The sequence below is a fragment of the Mesorhizobium humile genome, assembly GCF_033977215.1.
GTDB classification, from domain to species: Bacteria; Pseudomonadota; Alphaproteobacteria; order Rhizobiales; family Rhizobiaceae; genus Mesorhizobium; species Mesorhizobium humile.
Genome location: NZ_JAVIIV010000014.1, coordinates 34,210 through 46,201, shown reverse-complemented (window position 1 = coordinate 46,201; position 11,992 = coordinate 34,210). Strand labels below are relative to the sequence as shown.

Here is an 11,992-nt window from a genome sequence, read left to right as displayed (position 1 = left end):
AAGCCGGCCGGAAAGCGGATGCGAGCGAGACGCGCGTCATCTGGCGAGCCTCACCTCGACGCGGTTGCCGATCACCTTGACCATATGCGGCTGGAGCTGCACCTCGGGAGCAGTGAGGCATTCGCCGGTGGCAAGATCATAGCGGAAGCCATGCCACGGGCAGGTCACGATGCCGTCCTCGACCGCGCCGCCGTCAATTTCCAGGCCGAGATGAGCGCAGGCATTCTGGAAGCAGGAGACGACCGCCCCCTGCCGAGACAAAATCACGTTTTCGCCGCCGACCACCTGGCGGAGCATGCCGCCCTGCGGAATCTCGTCGAGCCGACAGACCAGATGCCAGCCGTCCACCGCACCGAGCGCGAAGGGACTGACAAAACGCACGCTGTCGTTGGCGCCGGCGCCTGATCCCTTGACCTGGAGGATGTCGGTGATTTCCGGGCAGGCGGCCTCCACCGCCTTTTTGACGCCGGCATGGAACGTCAAGGCCGAGGCAGGATACCCGTCACAGGCCCCGGTGAAGCGCACCTCGATGGATGGCGGACGCACCGACACGAGCTCGACGTCGCCTCCGTGGGAAGCAAGCGTCGAGCGCACACCGTCGAGCGCTGCCTCGACACGTTCGCTCAAGCTCGGCTTGAGGATGTTGTGGTGTCGCAGCACGGCATAAACGATCTCGTCAGCGGCCGCCGTCTTCATCGCCTGGAGCGCTGCCGGATCAGCTTTCAGAGCACGGATCAGTCGCCGGAATGCCTCGCCCTGAAGGTCTTCTATGGCGCGCCGGTAGGCTTCCGCGGCAGCGCGCTGCGTCTCGTCCCAGGAAGCAAACAGCGCCTCCAGCCGCTCGATGTCCCCGGTGTATCCGGCGAGCGTATCGCGTTGGGTCGGAACGAGATCGACGGCGTTCATCTGCCCATATTTCCTACCGGTACCGAAGGTCCTTGAAGAGATACGGCTGCACCGCGCCGCCTACGAGGCCGGCCACCGCCGCGGCGGCTATGACCGGGACCCCGAGCTTGGCCAGGATCACGAGCAGAGCGGCCGTCGTCAGGGCACCTATCGCGGCTTGTCTGTAGACCTTGGCAGGCTCCGCAAAGAGCTTGCCCTTGAGGAACAGGATGATCGAGCTTTTCGCCATTTCCCACATGCTTGCACCTCAGCCGATCAGCGCCAAAAGGATCAGGCCCACGACAATGCCAGCAACGCCGCCGACCGGGCCGTAGAAGCTTCCCATCATCGCGGCCAGCTGGTTGCCGATCGCCTTGCCGCCGGTTGCCATGCCGCCGATGGCGCCGCCTATGCCCGATGTCACGATGCCAATCAGCAGCGCCAGCGCTGCTACGCCTGCAGTCAGTTCCACTAATGTCACCTCGCGCTCCTTGTTGTGGCTCAATTGAGATGGGGTTGGACGGACCCGGACAATCCGTCGGATTTCGCGGCCGGCGCCGAAAGCAGCTCCCGGTCGATCTGTTCGCAAGCCTCCGCCACGATGCGCGCCTTGTCGGCCTCGCCGGAACGCATGAATATCTCGCGGCATTCGCGGTAATATTCGCGCGCGGCCGTCAGGTTTGCGCGATTGCCGTTGCCCGGATCAGCCGGATCGTCGGGAAGGTTCCACAGACAGTTCGCCTTGTTGGCGATGGTGTTGGCGTATTCCAGCGGCATGGCCGCGCGGGTGCGCACCTTGAGAGCCTCGTCATAGGCTTCGAGCGCGCGCAGATTGTTTTCCGCGACATGGCTGGACGAGGCATATTGCAGTGCGTTGCCGAGGTTATTCTGAAGCATCGCGTATTCGGTGGGATGGTCGATCAGATTGACGATCTTCAGCCCTTCCTCGAACGCCTGCACGGCGAGCGCCTCACGCATTTTCGCGCGACTGTCGGTGAAGGGCATGGACAGGAAGGCAGTCGCCAGATTGTTTTGCAGGATGGCGAATTCCTTCGGGAATCTCACACGGTCAAAGGTGCGCAACGCCCGCTGGTAGGCCGAGATGGCATCGGTGATGCGCGCCCTGTTCAGGCCGGCGAGATTGTGGATGGCCAGGCCAAGATTCATCTCCGCTTCGGCGAGCTCTTCCGGTCGGTCAAGATCGGCAAAGTGGCGGGTCGCTTTTTCCAGCTCGGTTCGGGCTCTCTCGAGAGCATCGCCACCGCCGTTCGGCAGAGCCAGAAGCGCGGTCGCCCGGCGAGCGGCAATTCGGGTGCTCAGCAGATATTCGTCGCTCGGACAAATAGCGCCGGCTCGTTCGTAGAGATCAATCGCGGCTTCGATCTGGTCGGGCGATTCTGGAAGCTGCTGGAGCCCCATGGCGATCTCCATGAGCATCTCGGCGCGATCCTGGGGCGAGGCGGAAGGGTCGTCGGCAGCCGCCAATGCGGCGCGCACTTCCTCGTCCACACGAGATTGCCTCACCTTTATCCTCCCATGCTGCTTGGTTGCAGCTTCTGTTGCGGCTGTTGCGGCCGATGCTACCAGCTTTTTGAGGGTTGTCTACTTAAATTACGATGTGCAAACTTAGTTTGCAAATGCGCCCCGCCCGATGAAGCCGGCCTGAGAGCTGTCCCACACCACTTGAAGCTCGCGCTCGTCATCATCCGCGATCCCGTTCGCCCGGAAGAAGTCGGGAGCGTGCGCCACCCGGTCGCCCGCCAGGTTCTTACGCTTGAGCAGATACCCTCCAGCCTGCGCCAGCAGCGCCGGCAGGATGAGCAGGTCGGCCTCACGTCGCATCAGCACAATGCCGCTGATCCCAGAGAAATGCCGCTCATAGGCCTCGCCCGACAGATGCAAGCCGCCGCGGGTCACGCGCACGGTTAAAGTTGCATCGTTCATTGCTGTCCGGCCGCAAGGCGGTCCGCCACGATTTCCCCAATGCGCTGGGCCACCACCAAGGTCGCCTTGGCTACAGGCACACTGAGACCGAGCCCCAAATCCAGCTGCCCGGCCTCGATCAGGAATACGGTGACGTCGTCCGGGAAGGCTGCGCCGAAGATGTGCCGGCCGGCATGGAGGGCTGCATCCCAGCGGAAATCGTGCAGATTGAGTCCTGGATAATAGGGTCGCGCCAGTTCGTGTCCCGGCGCCTCGTAGATCGCGCCCGCTTCGACGCCGCTGCGGGCTGCATCAATCAGGATCAAGGACCTGCAGCCGCGGGCGGCGAACATGACCGCCATGCCATCTGTCCCAGCATCCAGCAGCTTGACGTCCGGTCCTTCCAGCCCTGCTGCCCGCAGCACACGGATCACCTCTGGCCCGGCACCGTCGTCTTGCCTGTTGAGATTGCCGCAGCCGACGACCGCGATCATGCTGCCCTGCCCGTCATATCCGCCAAAGCCGGCACGACCACTCCGGCTCGACCGGCAGGTCGAGTTCGGGAAGCTCACAGAACCTGCGATGCACCAGATAATACATGCAGCTCTCACACGCCTGCTCTATTTCCTGGTGCTCGACCGTCTGCAAGGTGAAGCCCGCAATCACGAGCTTTGCCGAAAGATCGTTTCCGGCCGTCCGCACCCGGCCAATGACGACGAGCACATCGTCATGGCTGTCGGCTCGTGGAAATGCTTCCGTCTCCGGCGATCTCGTCAGAAGCGTCTCAATGATTTCACGCAGCTGGCGATCGTCAATGGTCGTCATAGCAGCCTCCAAGGCGCGCCTGCGCAAGGGCGCGTCAGATGCGCCAGAGCCGGCACCACCAGTCCGCGTCCCCGGAACTGCCAACTCCGGCAAGTCGCACCATTCTCGGTGGACGAGATAGTACATGCACTCCATGCAGCGTTGCCTGTCAGGCCCATAAGGATGATCGACAAAGCCGCTGATGACCATCTTGGCCTCGACATCGTTCGCGTCGAGCTTGCGCAACTCGTCAAGAATCGCTGCGAACTCCTTTTCGGTCTCTGGAAAGGGTTCGGTCTGCGTCTCGAGGCCCGACTTCATGAGCTGCGCCATCTTGCGCAGCAGGGCATGCTGTTGCTCATTGTTCATCGGCGCCGTCCCGACATTTGGAGAGCGGGCCGATCGCCAGCTGGTGCAGACGATCGGGCAGCGTCGTAGAACCGGCAGATATCTATGCCGTGCGGAAACGGGCAAGCTCCTCGCCAGTATTGGCGTCGTGAGCGTGCACGGTGCACACAAGGCAAGAATCATACGAGCGACAGACATGTCCGACCTCCACAGGGTCGTTCATATCCGCAATTGGCGTTCCAATCAGCGCCTGTTCGATCGGGCCGAGTTCGCCGCCATCGGAGCGCGGCCCCACGTTCCATGTCGTGGGCGCAATGATCTGATAATTCTTGATCTTGCCGCCCTGCACCTCGATCCAATGGCAAAGCGCCCCGCGAATGGCTTCTGTCGCACCCCACCCTTTGCCGTCCTTTTCGGTCGGTTTGACGTACCAGGGATCATTCAACCGGAACTCCCTCAGTGCGTGTTCGGCTTGCCGATATAGCTTGACCCCTTCATGCATGCGCGCGAAGTGGCGCAACATCACGCTCGCGCCCCCAAGTTTCCTATACATGTCCAGCACCAGCGGATCATAGTGCTGCCAGCTTTCGCCATGCGTGCCGCCGGCGATCAACTGACGAGCCAACGGACCTGCCTCGAGCCGTCCGTTCTTGTCGTGGCGAACGGCAACCGACCACGAATACTTGTTGTCATAATCGACCGGGTTCTTGCCGACTGGCTTGGTCACGCGCTCGAACGGATGCATGCCGCCCGGCTCGTCATACCAGGCATGCCTGAGATCTTCGCGCGTATAGACCTGGTCCATCAGCTTGTGCGTGTCGCTCGCGCCGTCATAGACGCCGCTCTTCATAAGGACCGCGGAGTTGCGGCCCTCGATCGTGGGACGGTTGTACCTGTCCTCATGGGGCAGATAGCCCCAAGAGACGTACTCACCGTGTCCTTGGCCGTATTTGTCGACGCCGACATCGAGGCTCATGCGCCAGAACATGCCAAGATCCGAATTGGCATGTTCTGGCCGCTCATCCAGCCAGGCCATGAAGTCATCGTAGGACTGGATCTGCTCATAGCGCTCGAAGGAGCAGCCGAGCCAGACCGGCTCCATCCAGTTGCGGCGGAAATGCTCCAGGACCGACCAGGCCCGGGTCACATCGGTCAGCGTCGGCGCGCACATGACGCCGCCTGGCACCATATAGCTCGAATGCGGCCACTGCCCGCCGAGCAGGGCGTAGATTTCGACCGGGCGACCGGCGATGGTCACACCGAGCTCGTAGGTGGTCCCCGTGAACGGCGACCACCGCTTGACGGCTTCCTCATAGTATTTCGAGTGGGAGTAGTTCTTGTGCGTGTAGTCGATCATAAAAAGCCCGTAGTGATGCCTGGGCAGGCTCTGCAGGCTTTCCACGATCTGTCCCAGGTTGCGAGCAAGGATTGCATTGCGCGGCACCTCGGCCTTCCAGGCAGTGTCGAGCGCCCAGGCCGCGCAGGTGAGGTGGGAGGCACCGCAGATGCCGCAGGCGCGCGGGGTAACAACGAGCCCCGCCTGCGGATCCTTGTCGCGCAGGATCACCTCAAAGCCGCGGAAGAGCTCGGCTTGCGTCCAGGCGTTGACCACGACGCCATTTTGGATGTCGACTCGCACGTCGAGATCGCCCTCGACGCGGCCGACGGGCGATATATCAAGCGTTTGAACTGCAGCGGACATGATGTCTTTGACCTTGGTCGATCGGGTTCGGGAAGGCGCGCGTTAGACGACGAAGATGTCTTCTTCGGCCCAGCGCGGCGAAGCGGCTTTGGCGGCGGCGGTCAACTTGATGTAGCCGGTCTTGTCGACGCCGGAGGGCATGTCCTTGGGCACGCCCATAACCGTCTGCGTCTTGAAGACGGTGCCCGGTGCGAAATCGAAGAACGGGAATTCCGGCTCGGTGCAGCCCATGCAAGGCATGCCGGCGCGGGTCTTGGAGGATTGCCGGTTCCACAGCACGCGATTGCACGGCGAATGGGTCATCGGGCCACGGCAGCCCAGGTTATAAAAGAGGCAGCCCTTGCGCTGGCCGAACTCGGTGGCCGACACCTTGTAGGCGAAATGCATGTTGCGGGTGCAGCCGGTCTGGGTGAAGGAGGTGAAGAAAGTTTTCGGCCGCTGGAACTCGTCCAGGCTTAGATCGCCCGCGCGCCCGGTCGCGACCGCAACGACAATTTGCGTGATCCAGTCTGGATGAGCGGGGCAGCCTGGGATATTGATCACCGGCAGACCGGCCTTCGACTTGTAATCCTTGCCAAGGAAACCGCCTTGGCTGCGCTTCAGGAATTGAAGGCCCTGGCTTTCGGAAGGGTTCGGCGCCGTTGCCGGTATGCCGCCCCAGGTCGCACAGTCGCCCACAGCGACGACGAAATTGGCCACTTTGCAAAGGTCGCTTACCCAGTCGCGCATCGCGCGCCCGGCGAAACGGTTCCATTCACCAGTGCCGTTGGGAGCGTTCACGATCGTACCTTCGAAGACGAAGATGTCGAGGGGCATCTGACCGGAGGTCAGCGCGTTGAGAAGCTTCTTGAGATTATCTCCGAGCTCCAGTCCCAGCGACGGATGCCAGAGCACGTTGATGCCGAAATCGGTGACGAGATCACAGGCACTTGGCTCCTCTGCATTGAGGAACGACATCGTATTGCCCGAGCAGGCTCCGCCCTGGAGCCATAGAAGATTGGCCATGAATTTCCTCCTCCGCTACGCCGCTGACCGCTAGGTGCAGCGCGTCTACGAAAGAGGAATCGCAAGCAACATGCCAGGTCAGAATGCGCTGAGAAAATCCTTGTAACTCAGTGCGTTAAGGAATCACACCGCGTGTTGCGGTGCAACATTCTGGTTCACCGATGTGTTCGTTTGTGGCCGTTTGTCGGCCGCTCAGCCGTCACGGTTGCCGCATTCTGGGCAGGTGACCTCCAGAAGATAGCCGTACCAGATACCTCTGCAGCGGCTGCACCAATGGCCTGTGGTCTGATGTTCGGGGCGCCGATCACTTTGGCCATTGCGCCCAGTCCCAGATACCGCGTCGGTTCGGCATGCCCGGACGGCAACACGCGCGACTGCGGAAATCGCAGGACGGTCGTGCCCTGATCTTGCGCTTCATCGGTGCTCATGGATGCCTCTCAACCGTTTTCATTGAGACTGTAGCGCTTGATCTTGTTGGCAAGCCCCACGCGCGACAAACCGAGCTCGGTCGCAGTGCGGCTTTGGTTCCAGTGGTTTCGTATAAGCGCGCGCCCAACGATCTGCTTTTCGAGACTCTCGACCTGGTCCTTAAGCGTAGTACCTTCGGGAACGAAGCCCCTTAAGCCGTCGCCCTGCTTGCGGGCAGAGGCGGTCGCGAGCAGCGATGGCGCCATGTTGCGGGTGGTGATGTATTCACCATCCTTGGTTAGCGCGACCATGCGGCGGATTTCGTTTTCCAGTTCGCGCACGTTGCCGGGAAAGCTGCACAGGGCCAGCTTCTCGAGTGTGTTGGCGGTGATACCAAGAACCTTGCGGCCCATTCCATCGGCATGCTTGGCGGCAAAAAACTCCGCCAGCGGCCCGATATCTTCTGGACGATCGCGCAGCGGCGGCACCTCGAACTCGAAGCCCTTCAGCCGGAAGTAAAGGTCCTGGCGGAACTTGCCCTGCGCGACGAGGTCCTGCAGCCGCTTATTTGATGCGGCGATAATGCGAACGTTGCAGTGGATGACCTTGTCTGCACCCAGCGGCTTGACCTCGCCTTCTTGGAGAAAGCGCAGCAGGCTGACCTGAAAGGATGGCGACACATCGGAGATCTCATCTAGGAAGACCGTTCCTGCATCGGCCGCCCGAAACAGGCCGAGGCGGTCCGAAATCGCCCCGGTGAACGCGCCGCGCTTGTGGCCGAACAGTTCCGACTGGAGCAATTCGTCGGGCATGCCCCCGCAGTTCTGGACAAGGAGCGGGCTTGCCCGCCTAGGTGAGTTATAGTGGATGGCTCGCGCGAGCAGCTCCTTGCCAGTACCAGTCTCGCCCTGGATGAGGATGGGCAGTTCGGTCGCCGCCGCCTGCCGCGCAAGATCGCACATCTCCGCCATTTTTTCGCTTGCATAGACGAGTTTTTCGAACTGGTGGCTTTCCGGCCTCAACACGGGGTCACGGCGATCCCCGAACATCAGGGCCCCCGAAATCTTGAATTCCCGAGACAGAATACGGTGGCGGCGATGAAGTTCACGCGCTTCCAAGGCCCGCTCAACGGCCAGACCGAGCTGCGCCGGGTCGAGAGGTGTCAGAAGGAACTGATAAATCGCTGCCTTGGAAAGCGCTTGGTAAGACAGCGACGAGGGCGCCGGTGTCACGTAGACTCGCATGATGTCCGGGTGAGACACGCGCAGCCTAGTGAGGAAATCAAGACCCACAGTCTCATCCTGGCGATCCTCCGCGACCGCCAGATCGACATGGATGCTGCTCATTGTTGTCAGTGCCTCGGCCGGACTGCCAACCGGCAGCACCCGATAGGCGTACCGTTCCGACAGCACCTCAAGGCTTTCCGCCCAATCGCTGCCTGGACGAGCTACAATGACGACTGTACCGGAATGGTCCATGAAACCATGTTTCCAAAATGTCTACTTGATTAGCAGCTTGCCCCTTCCGGCGCAACGCCGAGCTGGCCCAGACAACAGTTCGACGGTTTCGGCCCAGACTGCGAAGCTCCGATAGCAGTGCTAGATAGCCGCGCTGCTTGATCTCGTCGAACAGGTCTCGCCCGCGGAGGATGCCGTCTTTCCAACGCACGGCAAGATACACCTCAAAACAGCGAGGGGACGTCGGCTTCGGGGTTGCTCTGCGTCGATCCGGCGGCTCATCGTAAGTGAGCCACTTTGCGATGCTGCGCCGACCATAGCCGGTCCGACGGGCAATCTCCGAAAACGATAGCCCCTGTTTCCGCAACGCATGGACCATATCGAAGACCGCTTGCCTCGATTGCCGATGCGCGTGCCGTCGATGCCTCGCTGCTGTCCAACGCTCTTCGTCGGTCGCCGTTTCGTAGCAATCCTCATCATCGACTGCATCAGGAAGCAGCGCGCGACCGAAGGGATGAGTTCGCATGGCCGATGTAGGCTTCGTCACATTGGCTACAACGCTCCTTGTCGTCCCGACCGCCCCATGTCGGAGTTCCGCTTGCTGACGAATGTCATTGCTAACGCGGTGGCGTCGCTCGCCGTCGCCCGCTCGCAGGGCGAGCCGGATGAAGTTCGACTGGCAAGGTCCTCCAGCGCTTTGCGGATTAAGTCGTCCCGCGGGTGAACGGCGGTCGACGCCGGCCAGCTCGCGTGAACGCCGCGCAGGAATTGGGGGCAGGGCGAAAAGCCGTCAAAGAGGCCAGCTGCTATCTGCAACCGATAGCCATGAACCCTCGCAATTTCCAGTGCTGCGGAAATGGCTAGCAATCGATCAAACGCGGTTGACGCGAGTTTTACGATCAAAATGCTCAAACTGCCGCTGAGTGCCTGGCCGTTCCACGTTCGAAATACTTGTCGAACTTGACCGCAATGCTCCTCACGAAGGGACGGTTTTCCGCCGGCACGACGAAACTGTCGCCTTGGAGTTCAAGCAGTCGAGCAGGATCCTTAAGGGCGATGGAGCTTGCCTGACGAAGGAGCTTTTGGCCGGCTTTCCCGAAGCTCTCCACCAGGTCGATCGCCGAGAAGGCGAAATCGCACATCAGTCGCTCGATGATCCAGCCCCTGACGCGATCGTCGTCGGAAAATGCTACGCCGCGGACGACTGCCAGTTCCCCGCCTTCCACCCTGTGCCGATATTCGCCAGTCGAAGGCATGTTCTGAACGTAGCCCTGGCGAAACCGGCCGATGGACGAAGGGCCAAGTCCAATCAACGTCTCGCAGCGATCCTCGGTGTAGCCCTGAAAATTGCGATGCAACGCCCCCGCGCGGGCCGCTACCGCCAACGCATCGCCTGGCTTTGCGAAATGGTCGAGCCCGATTGATTCGTACCCCTTGTCCTCGATCGCTCGCGCAGCAAGTCGCGATTGAGCGATTCGCTCCGTGGGACCGGGGAGCCATGCCTCGTCGATCATCGTCTGATGTTTCTTGAACCAAGGCACGTGAGCGTAGCCGAAAAGCGCCATCCTGTCCGGCTCCAGGGTGAGCGCCTGCGCCACGGTGGAACGTACGCTCTCGCTGGTTTGATGCGGCAGGCCGTAGAGCAGATCAAGGTTCACGGAATCCACTCCCCGGGAACGAACGCCGTCGACGACCGCCTTCGTCTGCAAAAAACTCTGCTCGCGGTTGATCGCCTTTTGCACTTTCGGATCGAAGTCCTGCACGCCGAGGCTTGCCCGCGTCATACCGATTTCGGCAAGCGCGTCGAGGCGGGCTTCGTCCATCTCGTTCGGATCGATCTCGACGCTGATGTTGGCATCGTCGAGAAAATCAAAATTGTCTCGTAGCGCCGTCCCCAACGCCACCATATGCTGCGGCTTCAGCATGGTCGGCGAACCGCCCCCGAAATGAACCGCGCGAATTCGGCCCTTACCGCTGACAAGGCCGCCAACCGTCGCGATCTCAGCATACAACGAGCGCAAATAAGCGGCCACAGGCTCATAGTGGCGCGTCTGTTTGGTATGGCACGCGCAGAACCAGCAGAGCCTGTCGCAATAGGGAATGTGCAGGTAGAGCGATATTTCGCCGCCGCCTTCGAGCGCCTCCAGCCAGCCGCGGTAAACGACAGCATCGATACCCGGATGGAAATGTGGCGCGCTCGGGTAACTGGTATAGCGCGGGACGTTCTCGCAAAGTCTGGCAGCTAGTTCCGGTCGCATGTAGTGGTCCACCTTGTTGCGTCGTCGGGACTGTGGACTCGCAGATGAGCCAGAGCCCTGATTTCGGTCAGGCTCCAGCACGACAAACTGCCGCAAGGATTTTTCTACCGTCGATTGTTATCGTGCCGGCGCTTGGGCCGGGAGGGCGATCAGATCGGGAGAGCGATCAATGACAGTACGGCACGACGTTCACAGTTCCGGCATCCCCGCCTATTGCCTGTCTTGCCAGGCACGGCGCCGCGGCCTCTGCAGCGCGCTCGATCCAGATCGTTTGGCTAAGCTCGCCAAGACTTCGTCGCGGCACAGCGTCGAACCGGGGGTCGAACTGATTGGCGATGCCGAGGCCCTCAACAGCTATTCGAACGTGCTATCGGGCGTGGTGAAGCTGACGAAGAGCCTTTCGGACGGCCGCCAGCAAATCGTCGGTCTCCAGTTCGCGCCGGATTTTCTGGGACAGCCGTTTAAGGCGAAAAGCGCGATCCATGCCGAAGCGGCAACGACAGTCTCGCTGTGCTCGTTTCCGAAAGCGGCAATCGAACAGATGATGAAGCAATCACCGGAGCTCGAGCATCGCCTGCTCAGGCAGACGCTGAACGAACTTGACGAAGCACGCGAATGGATGGTGACACTGGGCTGCAAGACCGCGCCTGAGAAGGTGGCGAGCTTTCTTCTCATGATCGCCCGCAACATCGGCTCCAGTGTTGGTCCGGCAGCCAGGTCGGCGTGCTTCGATCTGCCGCTGACGCGTGCCGACATCTCTGATTTCCTTGGAATTACGAACGAGACGGTGAGCCGTCAGTTGACCAGACTGAGAATGGACGGCGTAATCCGGATCGAGAACAACCGCCGTGTCACGGTAGACGACATGAGCCGGCTGGAACAGCGTTGCGGTGGGCGGCGGCCGGGGCGCAACCGCCCCATTTACGAGACCTGAGCGGTCGCTCCTGCCTCGCTTGCCTGGCCCGGGACAGGGCACGATCGCGTTCGAGCGCGATGCGTCGCCGCAAGCCTTCGAAAAAGTGGCATAGCATCTATCGGACCACCGGACTGATCGTCAGAGTGTTTCGGCCACCTGGTTGCCAGGCATTGATCCTCGACGTGCTCAACGCGCAATTGGCTGGTGGAGGCAGATTTGACCCGGGCCAAGGTCAATTGCGCCTCAAGGGGCCGCCATGTCGAAGCACAACGCCGTCCGACCGGCG

13 protein-coding genes and 1 pseudogene are annotated in these 11,992 nt (G+C 61.2%); 1 reads left to right on the top strand and 13 read right to left on the bottom strand.

The annotated features are described in order from the left end of the window. Window positions 1–36: 36 nt before the first annotated feature. The 13 genes and pseudogenes from RFM52_RS20580 to hemN all read right to left on the bottom strand — a co-directional run bounded on the left by RFM52_RS20580 (window position 37) and on the right by hemN (window position 10,790). On the bottom strand, window positions 37–906 hold the full coding sequence (locus tag RFM52_RS20580; protein WP_320297844.1) for a NifU family protein: 870 nt from the start codon (window positions 904–906) through the stop codon (window positions 37–39). Between the two features lie 13 nt (window positions 907–919). Then, on the bottom strand, window positions 920–1,135 hold the full coding sequence (locus RFM52_RS20575) for a hypothetical protein (protein WP_320255946.1): 216 nt from the start codon (window positions 1,133–1,135) through the stop codon (window positions 920–922). Between the two features lie 18 nt (window positions 1,136–1,153). Next, window positions 1,154–1,357, bottom strand: coding sequence for a hypothetical protein (locus RFM52_RS20570; RefSeq protein ID WP_320297843.1), 204 nt, complete (start codon window positions 1,355–1,357; stop codon window positions 1,154–1,156). Between the two features lie 29 nt (window positions 1,358–1,386). Next, window positions 1,387–2,409 carry a hypothetical protein gene (locus RFM52_RS20565; RefSeq protein ID WP_320297842.1) on the bottom strand — a complete coding sequence of 341 codons (1,023 nt, stop codon included), beginning with the start codon at window positions 2,407–2,409 and terminating at the stop codon, window positions 1,387–1,389. 102 nt (window positions 2,410–2,511) lie between these two features. Further along, a complete protein-coding gene (locus RFM52_RS20560) occupies window positions 2,512–2,829 on the bottom strand; it encodes a hypothetical protein (RefSeq protein ID WP_320297841.1) in 318 nt (105 codons plus the stop codon). After that, entirely contained in the window at window positions 2,826–3,302 is a 477-nt protein-coding gene (locus RFM52_RS20555) for a hydrogenase maturation protease (RefSeq protein WP_320297840.1), read from the bottom strand. The genes RFM52_RS20560 and RFM52_RS20555 overlap by 4 nt, the downstream gene beginning before the upstream one ends. A 13-nt stretch (window positions 3,303–3,315) precedes the next feature. Next, window positions 3,316–3,981, bottom strand: a complete 666-nt coding sequence (locus RFM52_RS20550) for a hypothetical protein (RefSeq protein WP_320297839.1) — start codon at window positions 3,979–3,981, stop codon at window positions 3,316–3,318. 82 nt (window positions 3,982–4,063) lie between these two features. Then, window positions 4,064–5,572 carry a nickel-dependent hydrogenase large subunit gene (locus RFM52_RS20545; RefSeq protein WP_320297838.1) on the bottom strand — a complete coding sequence of 503 codons (1,509 nt, stop codon included), beginning with the start codon at window positions 5,570–5,572 and terminating at the stop codon, window positions 4,064–4,066. Between the two features lie 132 nt (window positions 5,573–5,704). Further along, entirely contained in the window at window positions 5,705–6,667 is a 963-nt protein-coding gene (locus RFM52_RS20540) for an NADH-quinone oxidoreductase subunit B family protein (protein WP_320297837.1), read from the bottom strand. 155 nt (window positions 6,668–6,822) lie between these two features. Next, window positions 6,823–7,095, bottom strand: a complete 273-nt coding sequence (locus tag RFM52_RS20535; protein ID WP_320297836.1) for a hypothetical protein — start codon at window positions 7,093–7,095, stop codon at window positions 6,823–6,825. Between the two features lie 9 nt (window positions 7,096–7,104). Continuing rightward, window positions 7,105–8,553, bottom strand: a complete 1,449-nt coding sequence (locus RFM52_RS20530; RefSeq protein WP_320255938.1) for a sigma-54 dependent transcriptional regulator — start codon at window positions 8,551–8,553, stop codon at window positions 7,105–7,107. Window positions 8,554–8,632: 79 nt separating this feature from the next. Beyond that, window positions 8,633–8,965, bottom strand: a pseudogene (locus tag RFM52_RS20525) (ISL3 family transposase); the annotation flags it as partial. 475 nt (window positions 8,966–9,440) lie between these two features. Next, entirely contained in the window at window positions 9,441–10,790 is a 1,350-nt protein-coding gene (gene hemN / locus RFM52_RS20520) for an oxygen-independent coproporphyrinogen III oxidase (RefSeq protein WP_320297921.1), read from the bottom strand. Between the two features lie 169 nt (window positions 10,791–10,959). Here hemN and RFM52_RS20515 point away from each other — a divergent pair, with 169 nt between their 5' ends. Continuing rightward, window positions 10,960–11,724, top strand: a complete 765-nt coding sequence (locus RFM52_RS20515; RefSeq protein WP_320297835.1) for a Crp/Fnr family transcriptional regulator — start codon at window positions 10,960–10,962, stop codon at window positions 11,722–11,724. The last annotated feature ends 268 nt before the right edge of the window (window positions 11,725–11,992 follow it).

Excerpts from the sequence above, each read along its gene's own strand:
- RFM52_RS20535 (WP_320297836.1), bottom strand. The coding sequence starts at position 7,095 with ATGAGCACCGATGAAGCGCAAGATCAGGGCACGACCGTCCTGCGATTT.
- RFM52_RS20550 (WP_320297839.1), bottom strand. The coding sequence starts at position 3,981 with ATGAACAATGAGCAACAGCATGCCCTGCTGCGCAAGATGGCGCAGCTC.
- RFM52_RS20540 (WP_320297837.1), bottom strand. The coding sequence starts at position 6,667 with ATGGCCAATCTTCTATGGCTCCAGGGCGGAGCCTGCTCGGGCAATACG.
- RFM52_RS20580 (WP_320297844.1), bottom strand. The coding sequence starts at position 906 with ATGAACGCCGTCGATCTCGTTCCGACCCAACGCGATACGCTCGCCGGA.
- RFM52_RS20555 (WP_320297840.1), bottom strand. The coding sequence starts at position 3,302 with ATGATCGCGGTCGTCGGCTGCGGCAATCTCAACAGGCAAGACGACGGT.
- RFM52_RS20530 (WP_320255938.1), bottom strand. The coding sequence starts at position 8,553 with ATGGACCATTCCGGTACAGTCGTCATTGTAGCTCGTCCAGGCAGCGAT.
- hemN (WP_320297921.1), bottom strand. The coding sequence starts at position 10,790 with ATGCGACCGGAACTAGCTGCCAGACTTTGCGAGAACGTCCCGCGCTAT.
- RFM52_RS20575 (WP_320255946.1), bottom strand. The coding sequence starts at position 1,135 with ATGGCGAAAAGCTCGATCATCCTGTTCCTCAAGGGCAAGCTCTTTGCG.
- RFM52_RS20515 (WP_320297835.1), top strand. The coding sequence starts at position 10,960 with ATGACAGTACGGCACGACGTTCACAGTTCCGGCATCCCCGCCTATTGC.
- RFM52_RS20560 (WP_320297841.1), bottom strand. The coding sequence starts at position 2,829 with ATGAACGATGCAACTTTAACCGTGCGCGTGACCCGCGGCGGCTTGCAT.